This window comes from Pseudomonas sp. NPDC087598 (assembly GCF_044743525.1).
In the GTDB taxonomy this organism is placed as follows: domain Bacteria; phylum Pseudomonadota; class Gammaproteobacteria; order Pseudomonadales; family Pseudomonadaceae; genus Aquipseudomonas.
In genome coordinates, this window is the sequence record NZ_JBIUWQ010000015.1 from 15,909 (window position 1) to 39,955 (window position 24,047).

General features: G+C 60.3%; 21 protein-coding genes. 4 read left to right on the forward strand and 17 right to left on the reverse strand.

Annotated features, from left to right (window positions below):
* Nucleotides 1-153: 153 nt before the first annotated feature.
* The 5 genes from ACIOWE_RS11070 to ACIOWE_RS11090 all read right to left on the reverse strand — a co-directional run bounded on the left by ACIOWE_RS11070 (nucleotide 154) and on the right by ACIOWE_RS11090 (nucleotide 5,508).
* Nucleotides 154-1,140 (reverse strand): lysylphosphatidylglycerol synthase domain-containing protein, encoded by a 987-nt coding sequence (locus ACIOWE_RS11070; protein WP_401390935.1) that lies wholly within the window; start codon nucleotides 1,138-1,140, stop codon nucleotides 154-156.
* Nucleotides 1,137-2,411 carry a cardiolipin synthase ClsB gene (gene clsB, locus ACIOWE_RS11075; RefSeq protein ID WP_401390938.1) on the reverse strand — a complete coding sequence of 425 codons (1,275 nt, stop codon included), beginning with the start codon at nucleotides 2,409-2,411 and terminating at the stop codon, nucleotides 1,137-1,139. The genes ACIOWE_RS11070 and clsB overlap by 4 nt, the downstream gene beginning before the upstream one ends.
* Nucleotides 2,408-3,205: an endonuclease/exonuclease/phosphatase family protein gene (locus ACIOWE_RS11080; protein WP_401390940.1), complete on the reverse strand. Its 798-nt coding sequence runs from the start codon at nucleotides 3,203-3,205 to the stop codon at nucleotides 2,408-2,410. The genes clsB and ACIOWE_RS11080 overlap by 4 nt, the downstream gene beginning before the upstream one ends.
* Nucleotides 3,202-4,128 carry a DUF72 domain-containing protein gene (locus ACIOWE_RS11085; RefSeq protein ID WP_401390943.1) on the reverse strand — a complete coding sequence of 309 codons (927 nt, stop codon included), beginning with the start codon at nucleotides 4,126-4,128 and terminating at the stop codon, nucleotides 3,202-3,204. Before ACIOWE_RS11085 ends, ACIOWE_RS11080 begins: the two co-directional genes overlap by 4 nt.
* Nucleotides 4,129-4,305: 177 nt before the next feature.
* Nucleotides 4,306-5,508 (reverse strand): MFS transporter, encoded by a 1,203-nt coding sequence (locus tag ACIOWE_RS11090; protein ID WP_401390946.1) that lies wholly within the window; start codon nucleotides 5,506-5,508, stop codon nucleotides 4,306-4,308.
* A gap of 358 nt (nucleotides 5,509-5,866) precedes the next feature.
* Here ACIOWE_RS11090 and ACIOWE_RS11095 point away from each other — a divergent pair, with 358 nt between their 5' ends.
* Nucleotides 5,867-7,966 carry a mechanosensitive ion channel family protein gene (locus tag ACIOWE_RS11095; protein WP_401390949.1) on the forward strand — a complete coding sequence of 700 codons (2,100 nt, stop codon included), beginning with the start codon at nucleotides 5,867-5,869 and terminating at the stop codon, nucleotides 7,964-7,966.
* Nucleotides 7,967-8,081: 115 nt separating this feature from the next.
* Here the strand turns inward: ACIOWE_RS11095 and ACIOWE_RS11100 are convergent, their stop codons facing one another.
* The gene (locus ACIOWE_RS11100) at nucleotides 8,082-12,512 is read right to left on the reverse strand and encodes a DEAD/DEAH box helicase (RefSeq protein ID WP_401390951.1); all 4,431 of its coding nucleotides are present in this window, start codon (nucleotides 12,510-12,512) and stop codon (nucleotides 8,082-8,084) included.
* 344 nt (nucleotides 12,513-12,856) lie between these two features.
* On the opposite strand from ACIOWE_RS11100, the gene ACIOWE_RS11105 reads away from it, so the two are divergent.
* Nucleotides 12,857-13,741 (forward strand): sugar nucleotide-binding protein, encoded by an 885-nt coding sequence (locus ACIOWE_RS11105; protein ID WP_137216613.1) that lies wholly within the window; start codon nucleotides 12,857-12,859, stop codon nucleotides 13,739-13,741.
* A complete protein-coding gene (locus tag ACIOWE_RS11110) occupies nucleotides 13,734-14,663 on the forward strand; it encodes an NAD-dependent epimerase/dehydratase family protein (RefSeq protein WP_401390955.1) in 930 nt (309 codons plus the stop codon). The genes ACIOWE_RS11105 and ACIOWE_RS11110 overlap by 8 nt, the downstream gene beginning before the upstream one ends.
* Before the next feature lie 242 nt (nucleotides 14,664-14,905).
* Here ACIOWE_RS11110 and ACIOWE_RS11115 read toward each other — a convergent pair whose 3' ends face one another.
* From ACIOWE_RS11115 to ACIOWE_RS11150, 8 genes are all read right to left on the reverse strand, one after another.
* A complete protein-coding gene (locus tag ACIOWE_RS11115) occupies nucleotides 14,906-15,604 on the reverse strand; it encodes an OmpW family protein (protein WP_201236624.1) in 699 nt (232 codons plus the stop codon).
* Nucleotides 15,605-15,828: 224 nt separating this feature from the next.
* Nucleotides 15,829-16,347 (reverse strand): DUF3299 domain-containing protein, encoded by a 519-nt coding sequence (locus ACIOWE_RS11120; RefSeq protein WP_401390958.1) that lies wholly within the window; start codon nucleotides 16,345-16,347, stop codon nucleotides 15,829-15,831.
* Nucleotides 16,348-16,358: 11 nt separating this feature from the next.
* A complete protein-coding gene (locus tag ACIOWE_RS11125) occupies nucleotides 16,359-17,624 on the reverse strand; it encodes an ABC transporter permease (protein WP_401390961.1) in 1,266 nt (421 codons plus the stop codon).
* A 1-nt stretch (nucleotide 17,625) separates the two neighbouring features.
* The gene (locus tag ACIOWE_RS11130) at nucleotides 17,626-18,336 is read right to left on the reverse strand and encodes an ABC transporter ATP-binding protein (RefSeq protein ID WP_201236627.1); all 711 of its coding nucleotides are present in this window, start codon (nucleotides 18,334-18,336) and stop codon (nucleotides 17,626-17,628) included.
* 138 nt (nucleotides 18,337-18,474) lie between these two features.
* The gene (locus tag ACIOWE_RS11135) at nucleotides 18,475-19,068 is read right to left on the reverse strand and encodes a DUF2796 domain-containing protein (RefSeq protein ID WP_401390965.1); all 594 of its coding nucleotides are present in this window, start codon (nucleotides 19,066-19,068) and stop codon (nucleotides 18,475-18,477) included.
* A gap of 158 nt (nucleotides 19,069-19,226) precedes the next feature.
* Nucleotides 19,227-19,793 (reverse strand): hypothetical protein, encoded by a 567-nt coding sequence (locus ACIOWE_RS11140; RefSeq protein WP_401390968.1) that lies wholly within the window; start codon nucleotides 19,791-19,793, stop codon nucleotides 19,227-19,229.
* Nucleotides 19,790-20,737: a CHAP domain-containing protein gene (locus ACIOWE_RS11145; RefSeq protein ID WP_401390971.1), complete on the reverse strand. Its 948-nt coding sequence runs from the start codon at nucleotides 20,735-20,737 to the stop codon at nucleotides 19,790-19,792. The genes ACIOWE_RS11140 and ACIOWE_RS11145 overlap by 4 nt, the downstream gene beginning before the upstream one ends.
* Complete coding sequence (locus ACIOWE_RS11150; RefSeq protein ID WP_401390974.1) at nucleotides 20,734-21,315, reverse strand: PAAR domain-containing protein; 582 nt, start codon at nucleotides 21,313-21,315, stop codon at nucleotides 20,734-20,736. Before ACIOWE_RS11150 ends, ACIOWE_RS11145 begins: the two co-directional genes overlap by 4 nt.
* Before the next feature lie 134 nt (nucleotides 21,316-21,449).
* Here ACIOWE_RS11150 and ACIOWE_RS11155 point away from each other — a divergent pair, with 134 nt between their 5' ends.
* Entirely contained in the window at nucleotides 21,450-21,806 is a 357-nt protein-coding gene (locus tag ACIOWE_RS11155; RefSeq protein ID WP_401390977.1) for a hypothetical protein, read from the forward strand.
* Nucleotides 21,807-21,846: 40 nt separating this feature from the next.
* Here the strand turns inward: ACIOWE_RS11155 and trxA are convergent, their stop codons facing one another.
* The 3 genes from trxA to ACIOWE_RS11170 form a co-directional block, all read right to left on the reverse strand.
* Nucleotides 21,847-22,719 carry a thioredoxin gene (trxA, locus tag ACIOWE_RS11160; protein ID WP_401390980.1) on the reverse strand — a complete coding sequence of 291 codons (873 nt, stop codon included), beginning with the start codon at nucleotides 22,717-22,719 and terminating at the stop codon, nucleotides 21,847-21,849.
* A gap of 188 nt (nucleotides 22,720-22,907) precedes the next feature.
* Nucleotides 22,908-23,561, reverse strand: a complete 654-nt coding sequence (locus ACIOWE_RS11165; protein WP_401390983.1) for a class I SAM-dependent methyltransferase — start codon at nucleotides 23,559-23,561, stop codon at nucleotides 22,908-22,910.
* Nucleotides 23,558-24,022 carry a YbaY family lipoprotein gene (locus ACIOWE_RS11170; RefSeq protein ID WP_103303777.1) on the reverse strand — a complete coding sequence of 155 codons (465 nt, stop codon included), beginning with the start codon at nucleotides 24,020-24,022 and terminating at the stop codon, nucleotides 23,558-23,560. Before ACIOWE_RS11170 ends, ACIOWE_RS11165 begins: the two co-directional genes overlap by 4 nt.
* Between the last annotated feature and the right edge of the window lie 25 nt (nucleotides 24,023-24,047).

Below are 24,047 nucleotides of genomic sequence, written 5' to 3' on the forward strand. Positions count from 1 at the left end.
GTGGGAGCGAGCCTGCTCGCGAAGGGGCCATCAGCCTCAACAACAATTTCAGGAAGGTTTCTTCTCGATCCGCAGCGACTCCCACATTTGGAATGCATTCAACCTGTGGGAGCGAGCCTGCTCGCGATGGGGCCATCGGTCTCAACAACAATTTCAGGAGGGTTTCTTCTCGATCCGCAGCGACTTGGCCTTCGCCTCCACCAGCAAGTACATCACCAGCGTAATCAGCAACGGCAGCAGAAAATAAATCGCCCGATACGCGAGTAATCCCGCCACCAGACTGCCCCGCGAAGCCTCGTGTTGCAACAATGCCACAAACACCGCCTCCAGCACCCCGAGCCCCGCCGGTATATGGGTGATGACCCCGGCGATCGCACTGATCAACAACACGCCCAGTACCAACGGATAGTCGAGTTTGCTCGGCAGCAAGGTGAAAATCACCGCCGCCATCAGCGACCAGTTCAACGCTCCGAGCAGCAACTGCAACACCGCCATGCGCAGCGACGGCAGATGGATTTCCACGCCACGAATCGACCATTCACGGCGCTTGGAAAACTGACACGCCGCGAGATACCCGGCGCTGATCAGCAGCAACAGCACACCGATGCCTTGCAGCGCCGTGGTGCTGATTTTCCAGCCAGGCGGCATGCTTACCAATCCGCTGCTGAACACCACGCCGGCGATGGTCATGTAGCCGAACCAGTTGGTCGCCAGGCTCAGGCCGAGGATCTTGGCGATGTTGCTTTTGCTCACGCCGAGGCGCGAATACAGGCGATAACGCATGGCGATGCCGCCGACCCACGCGCTGAGATTGAGGTTGAACGCGTAGCTGATGATCCCCACCGGCAGGATCTGTTTCCAGGTCAGGTCTTGGCGAATATAGGTGCGGCCGATCAGGTCGAAACTGGCGTAGGTCAGAAAACTCAGCAGCGTCACGCTGGCGGCGATGATCAGCGTGCGTACTTTGAAGTCGGCAAGAGTTTGCAGCACTTCCGTCCATTCGATGCGCGTGGCGAACATCGTTAACAAGACTATCAATGCGAGAAAAAACAACAGCGTCAATGGACGCTTCCAACGGCTCCATTTCGAGTGCGTCGCGGGCGCCGAATGGCCGGACGATTGCGCTTCGGAACGGCTCATGAGCGCTCACCTCGAAACGGCTTGAGCCTCGGTTTGTGCGCCGGCAACCAACCAGCCATCGCCGGGAAATGCCGCAGAAAGTGGAACACCAGAAAACCCACGGTCATGTGCCAGATCCGCCCGCGTGGCGACTTGCTCGCGTCCATGGCTTTGCAGTGGTTCTGGCTCAGGTCTTCGAGGCGCTCGAACAGTTGCTGGTTGAATGCGCGATCACGGATCAGCACGTTGGCCTCGAGATTGAGCGACAGGCTCAAAGGGTCGAGATTGCTCGAGCCGACGGTGCTCCATTCCTCGTCCACCAGCGCGACTTTGCCGTGCAGCGGGCGCTGGCAATATTCGTGAATCTGCACGCCGGCCTTGAGCAGATAGTCATAGGTCATGCGTGCCGCGAGTTTCGCCACCAGCATGTCCGGCTGGCCTTGCAGGATCAGCCGCACTTCGACGCCGCGCCGTGCCGCGTTGCGGATTTCGCGCAGCAGGCGATAGCCGGGGAAGAAGTAAGCGTTGGCAATGACCACCCGGCGTTTGGCCCGGCGCAGGACCTGCAAATAGACGTCTTCGATATCGGTGTGGTGCTGGTCGTTGTCGCGAAATACCAGACGTACCTGACCGTCATGATCGTCGAACGCCATTTCCGCGCGGCGTTGTCGGCGCCGTTGCCACCAGAATCTGGCCCGCCCCGGGCGACCGCTTTGCAGCAGGGCAAAATGATGGATGTCTGCTACGGCCGGACCCTGTACTTCGACCGCGTAATCCTGCTTGGCTTCCGGCCCGAAATCGGCCAAGTGATCGCCGGAAAAGTTGATTCCGCCAATGAACGCAACCAAGCCGTCGACCACGACAATCTTGCGGTGCAGACGGCGGAACCAGTTGGTCCGAAAGCCCAGGTGTTTCGGTGCCGGATCGAACATTTGCAGGTGTACGCCGGCTGCGCTCAACGCCGTCAGATAACCGGTGCTCAACTCACCACAGCCGAAACCATCGAGGCTGACCGTTGTGCGCACGCCACGCTGTGCGGCGTCGATCAGAATCTCCTGCAATTCGGCACCGACCTTATCTTCGAACACGATGAAGGTCTCAAGCAGGATCTCACTCTTCGCCGCACGCATCGCTTCGAACACTCGCGGAAAATATTCCTCGCCGTTTTCCAACAGCTCGACACGGTTGTTGCCCTGCCAGCGGTACTCGACATCGACGTGGCCGGGCTCGCGGACCGGCGGGTTGATGCTGATCGGTTCCACGGCGGATTTCTCCAGCGGCGCGCTGCTCATAGTTCGATCTCCACCGATAACGGTGCGTGGTCGGAAAGGTGCGACCACGGCCGGTTCGCCAGGACTTTCGGCTGGCGGGCCTTGAGGTTGCGCACGTAGATACGGTCGAGCCGCAGCGTCGGCAGGCGCGCGGGAAAGCTACGCGCCGGTTTGCCCTGATGCTCGGCGAACACTTCGCGCAGGCCGCAGGGTTTGAGTTGCGCATCGGCGCGCTGGCGCCAGTCATTGAAGTCGCCGGCAACGATCACCGGCGCGTCATCCGGCAGTTCGGCCAAGCGCTGCATCAACAGATCAAGTTGTGCATTGCGATGGCTTTCGCGCAGACCCAGGTGCACGCAGATCGCATGCACTTCAACGCCATCGCCGGGCAGGCGCAGCACGCAATGCAGCAGGCCACGGTTCTCGTGGCCACTGATCGAGACATCGAGATTGTCGTGACGGATGATCTGGAATTTCGACAGCAGCGCATTGCCGTGATCGCCCTCCGGGTAAACCGCGTTGCGCCCATAAGCGAACTGCGGCCAGAGGCTGTCGGCGAGGAATTCGTATTGCGGCATCTTCGGCCAGTTGTCGTAACGCTGAGGATGGTGTTCGTGGGTGCCGTGGACTTCCTGCAGAAACACCACGTCGGCGGCCACGCTGCGCACCGCTTCGCGTAACTCCGGCAGGATGAAACGGCGGTTCAGCGCGGTGAAACCTTTGTGGGTGTTGACCGTCAGCACGGTGAAGCTGCGCACGGATGACGCGACCTCGGCGCCTTCGTCGGTAAAACCGACCGGCTCTGGAATGCTCATGCCAACACCCCTTCGTCTGCGGGTTCACCGGGGGTGGTGGCGAGGTCTTCATCGAGGTCGAATCGATGCAACAGATCGCGTGCGTCGTATGGCGCACGGACTTTGACGTCGTTGTCGAAATAGCAGAACACTTCACGGGATTTTCGTGCACGGGGTTTTACGCGAGGGGCGATCAAGTGCGCGTCTTTCGGTTGCTGGCCGTGGTGCCAGGCGTCGATCCGTTCGGCCCAGCGTTTGAGCGCTGGCGCGGTATAGCCGCTGGCGTAGAGTTCTTCGGCGCCGTGCAGGCGCAGATAGACGAAGTCGCTAGTGAGGTCTTCGCGATACGGCCATTTACCGACAGTGTCGGCGATCACCAGTGCGGTGTTGTGGCGTTTCAGCAAGCGCACGAAGTCAGGGTCGATGAAGCTGTCGTTGCGGATTTCCACGGCGTGACGCAGTGGTTTCTTGCCGTAAGCCTTCAGGCTGGCGTGGCCGTGCAGGTGGGAATCGTGCTGGCGGGCGAGGGCGGCGGCCGCTTCCGTGTCGTGGGGTAGCAGGGCGAGGAAGTGTTCGAAGCGTTCGGCGTCGAATTTGAAGTTGGGCGGAAATTGCCAAAGGATCGGGCCAAGCTTTTCCTTCAACTCCAGCACCCCGGAGGCGAAGAAGTTCGCCAGCGGTTTTTCGATCTCGCGCAAGCGGCGGATGTGAGTGATGAAACGTGGCGCCTTGACGCTGAAGACGAAGTCAGCGGGCGTTTCGGCGTACCACTGGGCATAGCGTTCGGGCCGTTGCAGGGCGTAGAACGATCCATTGATTTCGATGCTGTTGACTGCGCGCGAGGCGAACTGCAATTCGCGCTTCTGCGCCAGTCCTTTCGGGTAGAAATCCCCGCGCCACGGGGCGTAGCGCCAGCCGGAAATACCGATGTGAATCGTCGCCATGCCGCCCTCCCGTTAAAAGTCCTCGTACAGCCTCTGTCTGTTGATGACTGCGCACGGTTCGGGAAAGTTTCGACGGCGTTACGGACGGCATATTTGCTTTCACATCAATAACCGGTTGATCGCACACCCCCGTCGGAGCAGCCTGCGGCAGCTCCGACGGGGGGAATCAGTGAGTCATCAGTGGCCGGTGATGACGCGCGAAGTACTTTCGGCGTAGGTCGGGCCGAGGCGATCCAGACGTCCGCTCCAGGCGGTCAGCGCCAGTGCCATCAGCACCACCAGACCGCCGATCCACGCCGTGTGAATCAGGCCGATGTGCTCGACGATCAAACCGCCGCCCCACGCACCGCCAGCAATCCCCAGATTGAACGCTGCAATGTTCAGACCCGATGCCACGTCTACTGCATGCGGCGTGTGATGTTCGGCCTGACGCCCGACATACACCTGCAACCCCGGCACGTTACCGAACGCGACCGCGCCCCAGACCAGCACCGTGGCCAAGGCCAGCCATGGATTGCCAGCGGTAAAAGTCAGCACGAACAGTACGGCGGCGAGCAGGGCGAAGATGATTTTCAGCGCGCTGATCGGCCCGCGTTTGTCGGCCAGTTTGCCGCCCCAGATGTTGCCAGCCGCGACTGACACGCCGTACACCAGCAGTACCAGGCTGACGGTGCTGGCGCTGAAACCGGAAATGTCCTGAAGGATCGGTGCCAGAAAGGTGAAGGCGATGAACGAGCCGCCGTAACCGATCGCGGTCATCGCATACACCAGCAGCAATCGCGGCTGTTTCAGCACCTGCAACTGTTGCAGCAGCGACGCCGGTTTGCTGTGAGTGATGTTGTTCGGCACATAAATCAGGCTGCCGATGAACGCAATCACACCCAGCGCCGAGACGGCGAGGAAGGTTTCCCTCCAGCCGAAATGCTGACCGATAAATGTGCCCAGGGGCACTCCGGTCACCAGGGCGACGGTCAGGCCGGTGAACATGATCGCAATCGCGCTGGCGGCTTTTTCTTTTGGCACCAGACTGGTGGCGATGGTCGAACCGATCGAAAAGAACACGCCGTGGGCGAGACCGGTGACGATCCGTGCCAGCACCAGCGATTCATAACTCGGCGCGAGCCAGGCCAGCAGGTTGCCGAGGGTGAACAGCACCATCAGCGACAGTAGCAACAGTTTGCGCGGGACTTTGCCGGTGAGTGCGGTCAGCACCGGCGCGCCGATGGCCACGCCCAGTGCATACAGGCTGACCAGCAGGCCGGCGGAAGGAAGGCTGACGCCGAGATCGGCGCCGATGGTCGGCAACAGACCAACGATGACGAACTCGGTCGTCCCGATGGCAAAAGCGCTGAGGGTCAGCGCGAGCAAGGCAATGGGCATGACGGCACTCCGGTAGAGGTTTGGATGGAGCGCAGTGTCGGGGTTTGGGTTGTGCGGAAAAATAGGGGGATTGGCATTTGATATTTGTCTTGAGCGCAAAGATCAAAATAAGACGCTGACCCCTTGTGGCGAGGGAGCTTGCTCCCGCTGGTCTGCGCAGCAGACCCAAAACCGCCAGCGCACAGTGTCAGGAAAATCATCTTGGCAGGAAAAAGGGCCGCTTCGCGCCCCAGCGGGAGCAAGCTCCCTCGCCACAAAGGTTGATGGAGTGTACGAAAGCTTATTCCTGGCAAAAACCGAACTTGTCCGCCATTCACCGATCAGTTCCTTACAGGTTCAGCCACGGGAGATCGGAGTTTTGATCAAGTTCAGGATCGCCATTCTGCTGGGAGCACTGCTGTTTCTCGGCGCCAACGAACTCGAAGCCGCGACGTTGCCGGGCGTTCCGGCCGCTGCTGAAGAGCCGGCCAAACCCGAGCCGATTGTGCAGGGTGGTCTGCTCGGTGCCATCAGTTCGAGCATCGATGACGTTCAGGACAAACTCGATCTCAACGAACATCTGGTCGATGCCTGGCGCCTGCGTGCCGATCGCGCGGCGGACGAGGTCGACAAACTGGTCAACCAGCCGTCGAATCGTTCGGGCTGGAGCGTTGCCGGGGATTTCCTGACGTTGTCCGGCACCTGGCTCGGCAGTTTTGCGCTGCTCACGGTGCTTGGCAGTCTGTTGGCCAAACGCCTGCGTGAGGGCCGCTGGTTTCGCACTCGTCAGCGCAGTCAGGATCTGCTCGGCTACCTGTTGCCGTATACCGTGCCGGCACTCATCTGCCTGCCGCTGACCCTGTACGTCAGCCATTTCCTGCAAGCTTCGGTAGGGCGTGCGCTGGCACTGTGTCTGGCCTACGCCACCAGCAGCGGGATCTTTTCCACCTCGATGTTGTTGTGCGTGGTGGTGATGTTCAACGTTGGCCACAAACGCCCGGCAGCCAAAATCATCCGTGACTACTGCCCGCACCCGCTGTTCCTGATCGGCTTTCTTGCTGCCCTCAGCGATGCGCTGACCAGCCCGCAGATCGCCCGGCAACTGGGCGGTAACATCACCAGCAGCATTGCGGTGTTCACCGGGCTGATCGCCTCGATTATTTTCGGTTTGCTGGTGATTCGCCTGCGTCGTCCGGTGGCGCATCTGATCCGCAATCGCCCGCTGAGCCAGCGGCTGAAACAGCCGTCATTACAGGAGTCGCTGCGGATTTTTTCCGGGCTGTGGTACTGGCCGATCGTGTTGATGGTGCTGGTTTCGGCGGTCAATCTGATCGGCATCGGCGAGGACAATCAAAAGGCACTGCGCTGCGCGTTGTTCACCACGGTGCTGTTGATCGGCACGGTGTTTCTCAGCACGATTCTGCAGCACCTGTTCAAGTCGCGAAAAGCCGAAGCGATCCAGCGCAGCAGCGCTTACAAGGAACGCTTTCTCAGCCTGCTGCATGCGTTGCTGCGGATCGTCATTGCGATTGCCTTCATCGATATTCTCGGGCGGATCTGGGGCGTGTCGCTGCTCGATTTTGCTCAGAGCAGCACGGTCGGCCGAGCGATCAGTAACGCGTTGAGCAGCATCGGCCTGATCTTCCTGGTGACGTGGTTGTTGTGGGTGGTGCTCGACACGGCGATTCAGGAAGCCCTGAAACCGCCGCTCAGCAAACGCGCGACGCGCCAGCCCAGCACCCGGGTGAAAACCATCCTGCCGCTGCTGCGCAACGCGATCAAAATCATCCTCGTGGTGATCTGCGCGATCACCACCATGGCCAACCTGGGGATCAACGTCGCGCCGCTGCTGGCCGGTGCCGGGGTGGTCGGCCTGGCCATCGGTTTCGGTTCGCAGCAACTGGTGCAGGACGTGATTACCGGGCTGTTCATCATCATTGAAGACACGCTGTCGATAGGCGATTGGGTGGTGCTCGATTCCGGGCATGCCGGCACAGTGGAAGGGTTGACCATCCGCACCCTGCGCCTGCGTGACGGCAAGGGTTTTGTGCATTCGGTGCCGTTCGGTCAGATCAAGGCTGTCACCAATCAATCGCGGCAATTCGCCTATGCTTTTTTCTCGGTGCAGTTCACCTATGACACGGATGTCGACAAGGCCATCGAGCTGATCCGCGAGACCGGCGATTCGATCCGCGAAGATCCGTTCCTCAAGTACAACCTGCAAGGGCCGCTGGATGTGTTTGGCGTGGACAAGATGGATTTGAACGGCGTGGTGCTGACGGCACAATTTCGAACGGTGTCGGGCGGGCAGTATGCGGTCAGTCGTGCGTTCAACCAGCGTTTGAAGAAGCTTGTGGATAACAACCCGACGGTACATTTCGCGCAGACTTATCCACAGCAGGTTTTGTTGCCGAAAAGGCCGAAAGAAAAGCCTGCGGAGCATTCGGCGGTCGTGGTGTCGCAGGAATCTCGGACCTAGCTGCAAGATAGTGCGCTGGGAGTTCCGGCCTCTTCGCGAGCAGGCTCGCTCCCACAGGGGAATAGTGTCTACTGTGGGAGCGAGCCTGCTCGCGAAAAGGTTAGCCGGAGCGACATCAATGCCGGATCAATTTAGTGCGCACCTGCTCCATATCAATCTGATCCAGCCCCAGCCAGATGTGCTGCTTGCCGGCAATCACCGCTGCCGCCGGCAAGCCATCCCGATACACCAGCCGGTTACTCGCCAGCGCCGGCACTTTCATCCCCGGCAATAACGTCCCGGCCAGATTCAACGGATCAACCCCGCACACCGCAATCAAGCTGCCGTCATGCGGTCGCCGCCGCACTTCACGCAGCAATGGAATCGCTTCGGGCAAGGCAAACTGTTCACCGGCCAAGCCACTGACAAACCGCCCACCCCGAATCTCGCCGCGAGCTTCCAGTCGGTGAAACGTGCGCAGCAACTCACGCCAGCTCGGCAGCCAATCGGCCTCACGTTCAAGGATTCGCCAGAACACCACGCCGTAGCGGCGCAGCAAGGTCATCGCGACATGCTCCAGGGTTTCGGCGGGGATGTTCGGCTGATCTACCGCCGGCCCACGCCGCAGCAACGCCCAGCGTCCGGCATCGTCCATACCGCCGACAAACGGGCCGCGTCCGCGCCGACTGCTGCGCTGCTGGCGCTTGCTCGCCGGGGTGATCAACGCACGCAGGCCAGCAAAGCTGTCGGCATTCACCAACCCTGCGCCGACCAGTTCCTGCAAGGCGATTTCCAGTTCGCTGCGCAGCAGATGCGCCTCATGAATCAGCTCATCGAAAAACAGTGCGCCGTGCTGACTCAAGGCCTCGAACACCTTCTGTGTTTTCGGCGACAGTTCGCTGACCGGCGTCTGTTCGGCCAGCGCACTCCACAGCCCGACCTGACTGCGCGGCAGCAGCACAATCGGCGTACTGCGCAACGCCGTGCCGCTGACTTTCTGGCGGGCACTGAGGCGCGTCCACACCAGTTTGCCGTTGCGGCACAAATCATCCAGCCAGCTCGGCGAGTAGTCCTTCAGTCGCGCCGGAAGGATGTCGCTGTCCCACGCCGACGCGGCCGCCGCATAGCCTTCGAACTGACCGGCAATCGCCGGCAGCACGGCGCTGCCCTGGCCTTGCGTGGCGGGCGATAAATGCTGCCAGTCGAACAGAAACCGCATGAAATCCTGCAAAGCCACCGGTTCGATTTCCCGGCGCAGACGCTTGACCGTGTAACGATGGATGCGTGCCAGCAAATGCCGCTCGCACCATTCCTCCTCTGCCGCGCCCGGTGTGAACCGGCCGCGCAAGACATAACCTTCGCGCTCCAGTTGCGCGAGTGCTTGATTGACCTGCGGTATGGGCAACGCGAGTGGTTCGGCAATCGCCGGCAAGGGCAGCGGACCGAATGCGCCGAGTCGGGCGCGGATCACCTCGACCAATGCCTCATCGAACGTCCAGGTTTCATCAAACCCGGGCAATGCTTCCTGCGGCGGTTGCAGCGTGGCCTGTGGATAAAGCGCTTGCAGGCACGTCAGACGCTCTCGTGCCAGCCACAACGAACGAGGCTGTGGATTTGTAGTGACTGTGAGGCCCTCTTCGCGAGCAGGCTCGCTCCCACATTTGGCGGTGTTCCAACTGGCTGAACGCGGTTGAATGTGGGAGCGAGCCTGCTCGCGAAGCTTTTCTTTTACCGTTACTCGCGGAACGACCAAGTGACAGGCACGACCGCTGGCAGTCAATGTGTCCAGCCATTCGCGCCAGTGTTCGCCATCCTGAACTTCAAGCTCGCTGATGCAGGCGAGGCTCATCAACGCCTCATGCATTTCATCGATATTGCTCGGCGTCGGCCAGGCTTCTTCACGCACCGCGTTGATCGCGTCCGCATCCAGTGCGCCGAGATCATCGGTAGATTGCGGATCGCTCCAGCGCCGGTTGATTACCGCTTGGGTGCGACGTTCTTCCAGTGGCGCATCATCGAGAAAGGTATAGGGGCGGGCGCTGAGAATCTCCGCCGCCAGCGGTGACGGCGCCGGCAGATCGCGGCTGATCAGACGCACCTCGCCATGCTCCATGCGTCGCAGCAGATGGAGCCAGCCCTCGCTGTCCATCGCCTCGTGCAGGCAATCGTCGAGGGTCTGTTCCACCAGCGGATGCTGGGGAATCTCGCGCTCGCCGGCGAGGTTTTCCAGGCAGGCAATCTGATCCGGAAACACACTGGCAATCAGGTCTTCGCTTTTCATGCGCTGCAACTGCGGCGCGACTTTGCGCCCACCGGTAAAGCGTGGCAGCGCCAGGGCGACCCCGGCATTCCAGCGCCAGCGCACGCCGAACAGCGGCGCATCGAGCACCGCTTGAATGAGGATGTGCTCGGCGCTGTTGCTGTGCAGGTAACGCCAGACGTCATCGAGCTCGAAACTGTGGCTGGTGGACAGCGACAGCACGATCGCATCTTCACTGGCCGCCGCCTGCAACTCGAAATTGAAGGTGCGGCAGAAGCGCTTGCGCAGGGCCAGACCCCACGCGCGATTGATGCGGCTGCCGAACGGCGAATGGATGATCAGTTGGGTGCCGCCGGACTCGTCGAAAAACCGCTCCATCAGCAAGGTATCTTGCGAGGGCAGGGCGCCGAGGGTCTGGCGTGCGCGGGCGAGGTATTCGACCAGTTGCTCGGCGCTGGCGCGGTTGAGGCCGAGCGTGTGTGTCAGCCAATCGAGCGCCGGTTGCAGATTAGCGGGGCTGGCGCCGAGCAACTCGTCGAGCGTCGCTTGCAGACGCGCCACTGCCGAGGACAGTTCATCGCTGCGCCCCGGCGCTTCGCCGAGCCAGAACGGAATGGTCGGCGGCTGACCTTGCGCATCCTCGACCCGCACCTTGCCGGTTTCTACCCGCAGAATCCGGTAGGAGGTGTTGCCGAGCTGGAACACGTCGCCGGCGATGCTTTCCACGGCGAAGTCTTCGTTGACGCTGCCGATGTTCAGGCCTTGAGGCTCCAGCATCACGCTGTAATCGGCGTTGTCCGGGATGGTGCCGCCGCTGGTTACCGCCGTCAGTTGCGAGCCACGCCGGCCACGCAAGGTGCGACTGACCGCGTCGCGATGCAGGTAGGCACTGCGAATGCCCTGGCGACCGTTGTAGCCTTCGGCGAGCATCGTCAGCAGGGCCTGATAGTGTTTTTCGTCGAGATCGCGATAAGGCGAGGCTTTGCGAAACATCGCCAGCAGCGCGTCTTCCGGCCATTCCTGACAACTCACTTCGGCGATGATCTGTTGCGCCAGCACGTCCAGTGGTGCTTCGGGGATGTGCAGAGTATCGAGTTCACCACGGCGCACGCAGTCGAGCAGGGCGGCGCATTCGATCAGGTCATCACGGGTGGTGGCGAACAAGCGTCCCTTGGGCGTGCCACCGACCTGGTGGCCGGAGCGGCCGACCCGTTGCAGAAACCCGGCGATGGAGCGGGGCGAGGCGATCTGGCAGACCAGATCGACTTCGCCGATATCGATGCCCAGTTCCAGCGACGCGGTGGCGATCAGCACTTGCAGTTCGCCACGCTTGAGCCGCTGCTCGGCGTCGAGCCGGAATTCCTTGGCCAGACTGCCGTGGTGCGCCGCCACCGCGTGTTTGCCGAGGCGCTCGCTGAGGTGGCGGCTCAGGCGTTCGGCAAGGCGGCGGGTGTTGACGAAAATCAGCGTGGTGCGGTGTGCGCGGGCAAGTTCGGCGAGGCGCTCGTAAACCAGTTCCCAGACATCGTTGGCCATGACTGCCGACAGCGGCACCGGCGGTACTTCGATCCCCAGATCCCGGGGACGCGCATGACCAATGTCGATGATTTCGCAGGGGCGATCGCTGCCGACGAGGAATTGCGCCACGGCTGCCACCGGTTTCTGCGTGGCGGACAGGCCGATGCGAGTCAGCGGCTCGCTGCACAAGGCTTGCAGCCGCTCCAGGCTCAGGGCCAGATGACTGCCACGCTTGCCGGCGGCCATCGCGTGGATTTCGTCGACGATCACCGTGCGCGTGGTGCCGAGCATTTTGCGTCCAGATGCCGAACCGAGCAGCACGTAGAGCGATTCCGGAGTGGTCACCAGAATGTGCGGTGCAGTTTTGCGCATGGCGGCGCGGTCTTTCTGCGGGGTGTCACCGGTGCGTACGGCGGTGCTGATTTGCAGTTCCGGCAGGTCCATCTGGCGTAACTGCCCGGTGATCCCGTCCAGCGGATTTTGCAGGTTGATCCGGATGTCGTTGGAAAGTGCCTTGAGCGGCGAAACGTAGACCACCAGCGTTTCGTCGGGCAGTCCGTCAGGGTTTTCCAGGCCACGATGGACGAGGTCGTCGAGCACGGCGAGAAATGCGGTGAGGGTTTTGCCCGAACCTGTTGGTGCGGCAATCAGCGTCGAGCGGCGCTGGCGGATCAACGGCCATGCGCGGGCCTGGGCGGCGGTAACCGTCGGGAAAGTGCTGCTGAACCAGACGCTGACGGCGGGGTGAAAGCCTGCCAGAGCCGCGTCCACGGGAAGGGGCAGATTCATGGGACAAGTTATGCGGGTGGGGGCGGGAAGATGCAAGTCTGTCTGGCTGATCGGTTATCCCTGTGGCGAGGGAGCTTGCTCCCGCTCGGCTGCGAAGCAGTCGCAAATTCAGCTGATGGGGTATTTCTGCTGCACCGCTTCGGTCGGATTCGGGAGTCCTTCGGCCTCCAGCGGGAGCAAGCTCCCTCGCCACAGGGTGTGCAAATGCCGGGGATGTACACTTTTGCGGATGACGGTTGCGCACTAAACCCGCAAAATGCAACGATTCCGGCAATTATCGACGACGGTTCCACAAGTACCGTCGCCAAAGCCATCGTTCCTATCAGACTGGGCCTGCTGACTCTATGCGAATGCGCCTTATGTTACTGGGCGGCGGAAATGCCCTTGGGCAGGCGCTGATTCGCCTCGGTGCGGAAGAAGACATCGGTTTCCTCGCCCCCCGCCCGCCCGAAGACGGCTGGGATGCCGCGAGCCTGACGCAACTGCTCGACGACACCCGTCCCGATGCGTTGATCAACCTCGCCTACTATTTCGACTGGTTCCAGGCCGAGACCGTCAGCGAAAGCCGCATGGCCGGGCAGGAACGCGCCATTGAACGGCTCGCCGAACTGTGCCAGCACCACAACATCGTCCTCGTGCAACCGTCCAGTTATCGGGTGTTCGACGGCTCGCGTGCCACCGCGTACAGCGAAAAAGACGAACCGGTGCCGCTGGGCCTGCGCGGTCAGGCGTTGTGGCGGATCGAACAAAGCGTGCGCGCGACCTGCCCGCAGCACGTGCTGTTGCGTTTCGGCTGGCTGCTCGATGACAGCCCTGATGGCACCCTCGGACGTTTCCTTGCTCGCGCCGAACAACCGGATGAATTGCTTCTGGCCGACGACCGCCGGGGCAATCCGACCCCGGTCGACGACGCCGCTCGGGTGATTATCTCGGTGCTCAAGCAACTCGATTGCGCAGCGCCGCTGTGGGGCACTTATCACTACGCCGGCCACGAGGCGACCACACCGCTGGCGCTGGGCCAGGCAATTCTCACCGAAGCGCGCAGCCTGCATGCGCTGGCCATCGAAGCGCCGACCGCCCAGGCCCATGCCGCGCGTCCGGACGCTGCCGAGGAGCCGCAACACGCGGTGCTCGCCTGCAAGAAAATTCTGCACACTTTCGGGATCAAGCCGCGCGCCTGGCGTGCCGCGCTCCCGGGCTTACTGGATAGGTTTTATCGCCATGGCTGAAGGCACTGTTTTAATCACCGGCGGCGCCGGTTTCATCGGCTCGCACCTGACGGATGCCTTGCTCGCCAAGGGCCATTCGGTGCGAATCCTCGACGACCTGTCGACCGGCAAACGCAGCAATCTGCCGCTGGATAATCCTCGGGTCGAGCTGATTGTCGGCGATGTCGCTGATGCAGCACTGGTTGCCCAAGCGGTACAAGGTTGCAGCGCGGTCGTTCACCTGGCAGCAGTCGCCTCGGTGCAGGCGTCGGTGGACGATCCGGTGAAGACTCACCAGAGCAATTTCATCGGCACGCTGAATGTCTGCGAAGCCATGCGTCTGGCCGGGGTCAAACGTGTGTTGTACGCCTCCAGTGCGGCGGTGTACGGCAACAACGGTGAGGGCGAATCGATTGATGAAGAAACGCCAAAAGCGCCGCTGACGCCTTATGCCTCGGACAAACTGGCGGGCGAGCATTACTTTGATTTCTATCGCCGCCAGCACGGTCTGGAGCCGGCGATTTTTCGTTTCTTCAATATTTTCGGTCCGCGTCAGGATCCGTCCTCGCCGTACTCGGGCGTGATCAGCATCTTCAGCGAGCGTGCGCAGAAAGGTTTGCCGATCACCGTGTTCGGCGATGGCGAGCAGACGCGGGACTTTCTCTATGTCGAGGATCTGGTTGATCTTCTGGTGCAGGCGATCGAAAAGCCTGAGGTGGAAGTCGGCCCGGTGAATGTTGGCTGGAACCAGGCGATGAGCCTCAAACAGATGCTCGCTGAATTGCAGAAGGTAGTTGGCGAGTTACCTGCTGTCAGTTACGGCCCGGCGCGCTCCGGTGACATCCGTCATTCGCGCGCGAACAACAAACGTCTGCTTGAGCGTTTCAAACTGCCGGCCCAGACGCCGATGAGCGTGGGGCTGGCGCGGTTGCTGGGAAGATAAAACGCAGAAACAAAAAGGGCGCCTTTGCAGGCGCCTTTTTTGTGGGCGGGGTATCGCTTTGACTCAGATGCGATCCCTGTGGCGAGGGGGCTTGCTCCCGCTCGACTGCGTAGCAGTCGCCAATCCAATCAGTGCGGTTTTTCTGAAGCACCGCTAGTGCCTGTTTCGGGGCCGCTTCGCAGCCCGGCGGGAGCAAGCTCCCTCGCCACATTAGCCCGCATTCACCACCACGCGAATGTTCCTTAGAACTTGTAGCCCAGACCCACCATATACACAAACGGATCCACATCGACGTTCACCCGTGCGCGAGTGCCCGGTGCAACGGCGTTGTTCTCGACGGTGGCGCGAGTATCGATGTCGATGTAGCGCACCTGGGCGTTGAGCATGATGTTGTCGGTCAGCATGTAGTCCGCACCGACCTGCCAGGCCAGACCCCAGGAGTTTTTCGCCTTGAAGTTGTCGAAACCGTTGGCACTGGCTTCGCTGCCGACGTGCTCGTCGTAGATCCAGGTGTAGTTGATGCCGCCGCCGACATACGGTTGGAACGGCGACTTCGAATCCAGCGGGTAGTAGACGACGCTGAGGGTCGGCGGCAGGTGTTTCAGGGTGCCGAGCTTGCCGTTGGCCGCAGGCAGCGCAGTGCCTTTGAGCTTGACGTCATGCTCGAACGGGGTGGCCGCCAACAGCTCGATACCGACGTGATCGGTGAGCATGTAAGCGAAGTTGAGACCCAGTTGAGTGTCGCTGCTCATGGTCGCCTTGCCACCCAGATTGGCGCCGCTCAGCGGACCCTGATCGACCTTGACGCTGGAGCTGTCGGCCTTCGGGTTGACGGTGATCGCACCGGCACGGATCAGGATGTCACCGGCCTCGTGGGCGTGGGCGAGCGGGGCTGCGAGCGCGAGAGCAAACAGCGAAGCGCTGAGCAAGGACTTGTTCATGGGGGCTCCGAAAGGACGTTAAAAATCTTTGATGTCCTATGGTACGAAGCCAACTGATACGGTCTTTTGACTCAGCTCAATGAAACAGTGAAGGGGTAGTTTTTTGTGGAACCTTTGCCGGCGCTATCGCGAGCAAGCTCACTCCTACAGGGAAACGCATTCCAAATGTAGGAGTGAGCCTGCTCGCGATAGCCATTGAACAAACAATCCAGAGTTACCGGGATTCACTCCGGCAGTTCATACACATAAATCTTGTCGGCATCCATCTGATACCCGGCATCCGCCAGTTCGCTGCTCGACGCCTTGACCTGCAACGGCCCCTCGACCCAGTACGGCTGATACAGCTCATCGAGCTTTACGCCGAGTTCGCTTTTCACATGCACGATCTGGTTCGACGGCGGTGGTGGTACGTGGATGCAGGCGCCGAAGTACGGCACCAGCAAAAAGTCCGTGGTACGTCCTTCCTCGTTGACTTCCAGCGGCACGATATAACCCGGCAGGCGAATATTCTGGCCGTCGAGGCTCTTCACCACAGGCGCATTCGGCATGTCCTGTTTGGCTGCCGGCGCCGACTCGGCGGACAGCGCATCGCTCATCTTCGACAGGTCGTGCAGCGGGGTCATGTTCGGCACTTCCGGCGCAGCGTCCGGCGGGATCATTTCCGACCACGTCAGGTCTTTTGGCGCCGCCGCCCAAACGGGCAGGGCGACCAGCAATAACAGCGCAAGCACGGCGCGGGGCATGGTGAACATCCTCATAAACGGATCGACAGGCCATCGGCCAAGGATTGGCGATACGCGCGCCAGGCCGGCACGCTGCCCATCAGCAGCGCGGCCGCCAGAATGCCACCGAGCAGCGTCCATTCATACTCGCTCGGCCACGCCAGCGGCAGGAACAAGCCGTAATTGGCCTGCACATACCCTTGTGCGGCGGCGATGCCGATGTACAACAACGCCAGCCCGGCGATTACCCCGGTCAACGCCAGGGCAAAGGCTTCCAGCACCAGCAGGCTCGCGATGTGCCACGGCCGTGCGCCGACCGAACGCAGGATCGCCATCTCCCGGCGCCGCTCGTTGAGGCTGGTGAGAATGGCCGTGAGCATGCCTATCAACCCGGTCAGCACCACAAACAGCGAGACCACGAACAAGGCTTTTTCAGCGGTGCTCATCAGGCTCCACAATTCCTGCAAGGCCACGCCCGGCAGAATCGCCAGCATCGGTTCGCCACGGAATTCGTTGATTTCGCGTTGCAGGGCAAACGTGGAAATCTTGCTGTTGAGGCCGAGCATGAACGCGGTGATCGCTTGCGGCGTCAGGTCCATGTTGCGTGCCTGATCCGCCGTGATCCGCCCGTTGCCCCGCGCCGGCACGCCGTTGTGCCAGTCAATATGAATCGCTTCCATGCCACCGAGGCTGATGTGCAGCGTGCGATCCACCGGGGTGCCGGTGCGCTTGAGAATGCCGACCACAGTGAACGGCTTGTCGTCGTGCTTGACCAGGCTGATCGCCGCCACGCCGTGGGCCAGCACCAGTTTGTCGCCGAGCTTGTAATGCAGCGCGTCGGCGACTTCGGCACCGAGCACCACTTCAAACGGATCGGTGGCGAAGGCGCGGCCATCGGCCAGTTCCAGATGTTGCTGGCGGCCGTACTGGTAGTGCTCGAAATAGGCTTCGGTGGTGCCCATCACTCGATAGCCGCGATGGGAGTCACCCAGAGACATCGGGATCGCCCACTTCACTTTCGGGTTGTTGGCGAAATGTTCGAAGCTGTCCCAGCGAATGTTGTTGGTCGCGTTGCCGATACGAAACACCGAGTACAGCAACAGATTCACCGAGCCGGAACGGGCGCCGACGATCAAGTCGGTACCGCTGATGGTGCTGGCAAAACTGGCTTTGGCCTCGGTGCGCACCCGTTCTACAGCGAGCAGCAGGCAGACCGACAGGGCGATGGCGAATGCGGTGAGCAATGCGGTGAAGCGGCGGTTGGCCAGGCTGGCCATGGCCAGACGAAACAAATACATCTCAGACCTCGGCAGACGTGGCGGCGCGATTGAGCTCGGCCAGGGACAGGTGACGGTCGAACAGTGGCGCCAGGCTCTGATCGTGGCTGACGAACAGCAGACTCGAACCAGCCTCGCGGCATTCGGCGAACAGCAGGCGGATGAAGTTTTCCCGGGCGTCGTAATCCAGCGCCGAGGTCGGCTCGTCGGCGATCACCAGTTCCGGTTGGCCGATCAACGCACGCGCGGCGGCGACCCGTTGTTGCTGGCCGATCGACAAGGAGTCGGCACGGCGGGCGAGGATGTTTTCATCCTTCAGACCCAAGTGGGCCAGCAGGGTGGCGGCGGCTTGATCGACGCTGCCGTGACGCTGTTTCGCCCGTTCAGCGCGCAATTTGGAGAAGTGGCAGGGTAACTCGACGTTTTCGCGCACGGAGAGAAACGGCAGCAAGTTGAACTGCTGAAAGATGTAGCCGGTGTGGTCGACGCGGAACGTATCGCGGGCGCCCGCGGAGAGTTCGGTCAGCTCCTGGCCGAGCAGGCGGATGCTGCCGCGATCCGGCTTCTGCACGCCGCCGAGCAGGCCGAGCAGGGTGGTCTTGCCGCTGCCGCTGGGGCCTTTGAGGAACAGGGTTTCACCCGGCTCCAGACGAAACGCCGGGATGTCCAGCAACGGCGGATGACCGGGCCAGCTGAAGCCCAGGTCGGACAGTTCGATGAGTGCTTGAGTCATTTGAAACCGGTCAGATAGTTGAGTGGCCCCTTTGTAGGAGTGAGCCTGCTCGCGATAGCGGTGTATCAGTCAGCACTGAGTCAACTGACAGTCTGCTATCGCGAGCAGGCTCACTCCTACAAGGGATCTTCACAGATTTCAGAATTTCAGTGCGGCAGCCTTGGCAGTCACTTCCGTGCCTTGCTGGCCGTTCGCGCTGATCAGTTGTACCTGAATTTTCTGAGTGGCCGGGAAGGTATTGAAGATGTTTGCCAGATCCAGCGTCTTCAGCGCACCGGGGGCCGCGCAGTTAAATTGATAGTGCGCATGGATTTCGCTGTGGTCGTGGTGATGCTCGTGACCGTCCTTGTCGGCTTCAGCGTCGTCGTGATCGTCGGCATCCGGCTTGTCACCGAACAACGGACTCTCCAGATCCTGGCTGACCACTTTGCAACCGGCAGCGGCCGGCAGGTTGAACAGCGCCAACGGCTTCTCAAGCTGAGCGCGAGCGGCGGCGACTTTGGCCTTGTCGGCGTCAGTGCTGGCAACGTGTTCGAAACCGACCAGGTTCATCGCCGGGCTTTCCAGCTCCAGCTCCAGGGTCTGGCCGTCGAGTGCGGCGTTCAGACGACCGACGCCATGTTCATGCGCGCCGAGGCTACCGTGTTCATGGTCGTGGTCATGCTCATCGGCAGCGTGGGCGATGGCCAGCGGCAACAGGGCAAACGGCAAAGCGAGCAGCAGACGACGCATGGCGGTCTCCGGAAAGTAAAGTGAAGAGTTTGTTATGTAATCTTATAACGAAAGTCCGCAGAGTTTGCCCGCGCGCTCCGCTTTGCGCAAGACATGACTGAGCACCGCCTGGGCCAGAGTCCGGGGCGGTGCTTAAATTGGAGGTCACACTTTTAGAGTCAGAAGCCTGCGCCGGGATAGTCGAACCAGTAATGGCCCGATAGCACATGCTTGAGCAGATCTGCGTTCAGCACGCTCGGCGCATCACGACTAAAACGCTCGCGCCAGGCTGGCAGCCACCAGTAGTTGATGGCTGTTCCGCGTGGAAGTACTACAAGTGTCATCACTTCCCGATCAATTTTTTCCTCTGCGTAGAATTGATGGGTGCGATCCATGAAGCCCATGTACTGACTGATCGGCAGCTGAAACATGAGTGCAGTGGTGAAAATTTTTTCGCTCTGACTGAAGGTTGGACTTCGCAGAATCTGCAACGCTTCGCAAACATAAGCCTGTGGTTGACCAGCGATTTTTTGGCCTTCGGGAGTAGAAAGTATGTCGAAACGGTCATCCAGATCTCGCCAGTCGATACGGCTATTTCCCTCAAAGTAATTGCGAATTACGGCGGTAAGCTGACCTGGCTCTATGTTTTTGGAAGTACAGGCTGAAAGGTCGGCAGGCGACCAAAGGCGCCATGCCACTATGAACAGAAGTGAAGCTGTCAGGATAATCCAGGAGAGTTGTTTCATTGTGGTTTGCTGTATTTGTAACGTCGAAAAATAGTGAAGTCATGGTCACTTTCCACCGCGTTGCCCGACGCATGACGAAAGCCTGCATCGTTGACTTCGACTTTCTCCCAGCCGGCGGAAATGCAGACGCCCTGAGTCAGGACAAAACCCACGTGCCCGCTGGCATCCGAGTAATTGACCGCATAAGCACCGACATCGCCCGGCAAAGGCGAACGTTCCACCTTCCAGCTATTGAGAAGTCGTCCACTGTCGGCCCATTCCCCCGCCAGCGGCGGACTGACCTTGGAGAAATACGGTAGGTATTTGGATTTTCCATGTTCAATCAACGCCACATTGACCCCGATCGAAGTCAGCACGTCATAGACAAAAAGATTGCATTTGTTCGTATTTGCCGGGAATTCCACGCTTTGCTTTAGTGTTGGATGCGCCAAAGATTGTTTGCTTTTGTTGCCTGCCCATTGCGTGGAACCTCGGTGTGAAAGCGCCTCCATCAATATTCGGCGCGGCATATCCTGGATGACCACTTTCACGGTGCGGGTTTCGTTTTTGCGTTTTACCCCGTACTCCACCTCGTAAAAGGTGTCATTGGAAACGACACCGCTTGTGGACAAGGGCACTTTCACCCACGGTGAAACGGCGACGATCGACAGGGATTTGCCTTCGGTCAGCGTGGCTGTATGCATCGCCTTTGTCGCTCCCGATGCACCGACGATCTGGACAGTAACGTCGTGGCTATCGCGGGTTTTTATCGATGGTAATTTTGTACCCGAGAGGGTGATGCCTGTTTGCCCCTTGTCAGAGATGAGCGAGTAAATGCGTGGTTTGTCATCGTTCTGAATAATGTTGTCGTCGATGATCGATCCATCCACCAGCATCTGAAACTTGATGCCTTTTGGTGGTTGCATCAGAAAGTCTTTAAAGATCAGTTTGATTTCCGATTTCATGACAGATCCTGTTGCAAGGGTTCTTCGTAGGCATAAAACGTCCACTCGGAATCTTCACCAACCAACAAGGTGTCGTAATCCGCGTGGTTTTTTACTGAGTGTTCGCAGCCTTCACCCGTGGCGCTGCAAGTGTTGTCTTGCAGGTCAGCCACCTTTTTCTTGTCCTTGAGTCTGTAGGACAGTCCGGGCTTTTCGGCGTCGCCCAGGCGTTCGATGATTACCTGTAGGTAACGATACGAAGACAGCGCGACAATCGGTGGGCCCATGTCGATAGGGGCAGGTCGCCCTATTCCGGCAAAACCACTGTGTTGTTGAGGCAGCAGTTTGTTGGACATGGGTGGGCAGCCGCAGGCGACATAGTCATCTACCAAAGCAGCGGGGCCAGCAGGCAATATCAGCGTTCTTTCGCCCACCGCTACGATCGGACCTTTGCCTGGGCCGCAAACTGGACAACTGGCGAGTTGTCCGATGGAGGCGATTATTTTTCCTTCGATATTGAGGTTTTCATTTCCCTCAAGTATCACGCCACCCGTAGAGGTCGGGCCTCCCTTGGAGGCCAGTTTTCGTCCTGAAGACATTGGGATCCTTCCCGCAAAAAAGAGATTACTGTAGTCGATTACCCAACAATTACCAGATGCGTTTGGCGCCTTTACTTGGCGTTACACAAGTCCCGTGGGAGCATGCAGGTCAGAAATGTGCGGGAGCGAACTCAATGTTGCGGATACGCGGAACCGTCGGTGACGTACCGGTGGATTTGACAGTAGAACTGGATGACAGCGATTGGGCGAAGCTGGGCTCGGCCCTTGGCGCACAGCCGCAGATTGCCCAAGCGGCGACCGCTTCGGCGCCAGCGGCGAAACCGCTGAATCAGGACGACGCGTTGTGGCAGGTTGCCAGGGATCTGTTGCGCAAGGCCGGCCAGCTCAGCGGGCCGGATCTGCTCGAACAACTGGAAGGACTGACGGGCAGCGCCGGTTCAGGCAAGCGTCTGCTGGTACGACTGCGCCACAGTTCGGACGTGAAAGTGGTGAGCGGCGGGGATACGCCGCTCTACAGCTGGATCGAATAGAACGCAGAAGCAAAAGATCGCAGGCTGCGATCTTTTGATCTTAATAAAGCGCAGCAAACATCTTGCGACGGTAAACGCCCACCAACGGATGATCGTTACCGAGCAACTCGAACACCTGCAGCAAGGTCTTGTGCGGCAACCCCTCGCCATAGCTGCGGTTGCGGATGAACAGCTTGAGCATCGCCTCCAGCGCGGCTTCGTATTGCTGACGAGCCAGTTGCTGAATCGCCAGTTGATACACCGCTTCATCGTCCTGCGGATCTTTCGCCAGACGCGCTTTCAGGTCGGCAGCGTCCGGCAGATCTCGGGCCAGACCCAGAAATTTGATCTGCGCCTTGGCCCCGGCCAGCGCGGCTTTGTGCTCATCGCTCTTGACTGCGTCGAGCACGGTTTGCGCTTCGTCCAGTTCACCGCGTTCGGTCAGGCAACGGGCGTAAAGGATCAGTGCCTTGGCGTTGGTGTTGTCTTCGTTGAGCATGACCACCAGCGCCGCTTCGGCATCGGCGTAACGACCATCATCAAACAAGGCCTGAGCCTGTTCGAACGGATCAGCAGCGGCCGGCGGTGGCATTTGCACATGTGGTTCAAGCAAGGCGCGTACGGCGGACTCCGGTTGCGCGCCGGCAAAACCGTCGACCGGTTGACCGTCCTTGAACAGCACCACGGTCGGCAGGCTGCGAATGCCGAAGCGAGCGACGATGTCCTGCTCGATGTCGCAGTTGACCTTGGCCAGCAGCAACTCGCCCTGATAACTCTCGGCAATGCCTTGCAGCATCGGCATCAGCGCCTTGCACGGCGCACACCATTCGGCCCAGAAATCCACCAGCACGGGTTTATTGAAGGAGGCTTCGATCACCGACTGGTCGAAATCGGCAGTCGTGGCGTCGAAGATGTACGGCGTTGGCTCACTCATGGAGGATCTCGTCAAAGCGTGGATGGGGCAACTATACGGCTTGGTGGGGGGTGGCCGGAAGTTAGAGATGAGTTGTCAGGCAGGACGCCATCGCGGGCAAGCCCGCTCCCACAGGGTTCTGGTGTCGTACACAAAATCCCGGTTCGACTCGGTCACTGTGGGAGCGGGCTTGCCCGCGATGCTTTTAGCTAGCGCCGCGCATGGTAAAGGCTGACATGTCGAAACTCTTCCGGCTCCGCCAGATCCGGCAAGGTCATCGCCTCGAGTATTTCAATACGCTCGTACAACGGATGACGAAAATCCCGGACTCGTGAGTCCGCCACCAGCGCTTCACGGCCACGGCTGAGAAATGCATCGAGCAATGGCAGATTCGCCCGGTCATACAATACGTCCGCCACCAGGATCAGATCAAAACGGTCCGCCTCGGCGAAGAAGTCGGTCGAGTAGCTCATCTGCACAGCATTAAGCTCGGCATTCGCCCGGCACGCGGCAATCGCCAGCGGATCCAGATCGCACGCCACCACCTCCAGCGCTCCGGCCTTGACCGCCGCGATCCCGGCAACCCCCGAGCCGGCGCCAAAATCCAGCACGCGTTTGCCGCGCACCCATTCGGGAAACTCGGCCAGATACCGCGCCACTGCCAGACCACTGGCCCAGCAAAAACTCCAGTAGGGCGGTTCGTGGAGGATTCGTTGGGTTTCTTCCTGGCTGAATTCGCGGCCCATATTGTCGCCGTCGATCAGCCATAGCTTTAAATCGGTGTCCGGCAACGTACAGGCCTTGAGTCTGGCGTCGCCGAGCAATTCCCCTAATGCCTGTTGCAGGTCGAGCGGTGCATTCATGGCGCTTTGACAAATTGCAGTTGGCCCAGCGCCTGCGTGGTCGGCTGAGTGATGGTCTGCGACGGCAGGTGCAGAATCAACTGGCCGGACTGGCTGGCGCGACCGCGCAGTTCAACGCGCGCGCCGGCCGGGAACGCGTCCGGGTTGAAGCGCAGGCGAAACGGCAAGATCTGGTTGTTGCCGATCAGGCTGGAACTGGCGAGCAATTGTTGCGGGCGATCCTTTTCATCGATGACCAGCAACGCCAGCTCGACCTCGGCACCGGCCGGTACGCCTTGCAGGGTGCCGCTCAATTCGCGCTGATAAGCAGGCAACGGGCCGAGGTCGGCAGCCTCCTTGGCTTTTTTCTGCGCCTGTTGTGGCGCCGGGCCTGGCGTCGGTGGCTGGGGCTTGGGTGCATCGCTGCCACAGGCCACCAGCAGGCTGAAAAGACTGAGCAAAACGAGCGGACGTAACGGCATTGGCAGCTCCGGCAAAATGAAATCC

What these genes read in the sequence shown, in the direction of transcription:
- ACIOWE_RS11105 (WP_137216613.1), top strand. Translation starts at nt 12,857, where the DNA reads ATGCGAATGCGCCTTATGTTACTGGGCGGCGGAAATGCCCTTGGGCAG.
- ACIOWE_RS11115 (WP_201236624.1), bottom strand. Translation starts at nt 15,604, where the DNA reads ATGAACAAGTCCTTGCTCAGCGCTTCGCTGTTTGCTCTCGCGCTCGCA.
- ACIOWE_RS11125 (WP_401390961.1), bottom strand. Translation starts at nt 17,624, where the DNA reads ATGTATTTGTTTCGTCTGGCCATGGCCAGCCTGGCCAACCGCCGCTTC.
- ACIOWE_RS11140 (WP_401390968.1), bottom strand. Translation starts at nt 19,793, where the DNA reads ATGAAACAACTCTCCTGGATTATCCTGACAGCTTCACTTCTGTTCATA.
- ACIOWE_RS11090 (WP_401390946.1), bottom strand. Translation starts at nt 5,508, where the DNA reads ATGCCCATTGCCTTGCTCGCGCTGACCCTCAGCGCTTTTGCCATCGGG.
- ACIOWE_RS11080 (WP_401390940.1), bottom strand. Translation starts at nt 3,205, where the DNA reads ATGAGCATTCCAGAGCCGGTCGGTTTTACCGACGAAGGCGCCGAGGTC.
- trxA (WP_401390980.1), bottom strand. Translation starts at nt 22,719, where the DNA reads ATGAGTGAGCCAACGCCGTACATCTTCGACGCCACGACTGCCGATTTC.
- ACIOWE_RS11170 (WP_103303777.1), bottom strand. Translation starts at nt 24,022, where the DNA reads ATGCCGTTACGTCCGCTCGTTTTGCTCAGTCTTTTCAGCCTGCTGGTG.
- ACIOWE_RS11150 (WP_401390974.1), bottom strand. Translation starts at nt 21,315, where the DNA reads ATGTCTTCAGGACGAAAACTGGCCTCCAAGGGAGGCCCGACCTCTACG.
- ACIOWE_RS11130 (WP_201236627.1), bottom strand. Translation starts at nt 18,336, where the DNA reads ATGACTCAAGCACTCATCGAACTGTCCGACCTGGGCTTCAGCTGGCCC.
- ACIOWE_RS11145 (WP_401390971.1), bottom strand. Translation starts at nt 20,737, where the DNA reads ATGAAATCGGAAATCAAACTGATCTTTAAAGACTTTCTGATGCAACCA.
- ACIOWE_RS11100 (WP_401390951.1), bottom strand. Translation starts at nt 12,512, where the DNA reads ATGAATCTGCCCCTTCCCGTGGACGCGGCTCTGGCAGGCTTTCACCCC.
- clsB (WP_401390938.1), bottom strand. Translation starts at nt 2,411, where the DNA reads ATGAGCAGCGCGCCGCTGGAGAAATCCGCCGTGGAACCGATCAGCATC.
- ACIOWE_RS11110 (WP_401390955.1), top strand. Translation starts at nt 13,734, where the DNA reads ATGGCTGAAGGCACTGTTTTAATCACCGGCGGCGCCGGTTTCATCGGC.
- ACIOWE_RS11120 (WP_401390958.1), bottom strand. Translation starts at nt 16,347, where the DNA reads ATGCCCCGCGCCGTGCTTGCGCTGTTATTGCTGGTCGCCCTGCCCGTT.
- ACIOWE_RS11135 (WP_401390965.1), bottom strand. Translation starts at nt 19,068, where the DNA reads ATGCGTCGTCTGCTGCTCGCTTTGCCGTTTGCCCTGTTGCCGCTGGCC.
- ACIOWE_RS11165 (WP_401390983.1), bottom strand. Translation starts at nt 23,561, where the DNA reads ATGAATGCACCGCTCGACCTGCAACAGGCATTAGGGGAATTGCTCGGC.
- ACIOWE_RS11155 (WP_401390977.1), top strand. Translation starts at nt 21,450, where the DNA reads ATGTTGCGGATACGCGGAACCGTCGGTGACGTACCGGTGGATTTGACA.
- ACIOWE_RS11085 (WP_401390943.1), bottom strand. Translation starts at nt 4,128, where the DNA reads ATGGCGACGATTCACATCGGTATTTCCGGCTGGCGCTACGCCCCGTGG.
- ACIOWE_RS11070 (WP_401390935.1), bottom strand. Translation starts at nt 1,140, where the DNA reads ATGAGCCGTTCCGAAGCGCAATCGTCCGGCCATTCGGCGCCCGCGACG.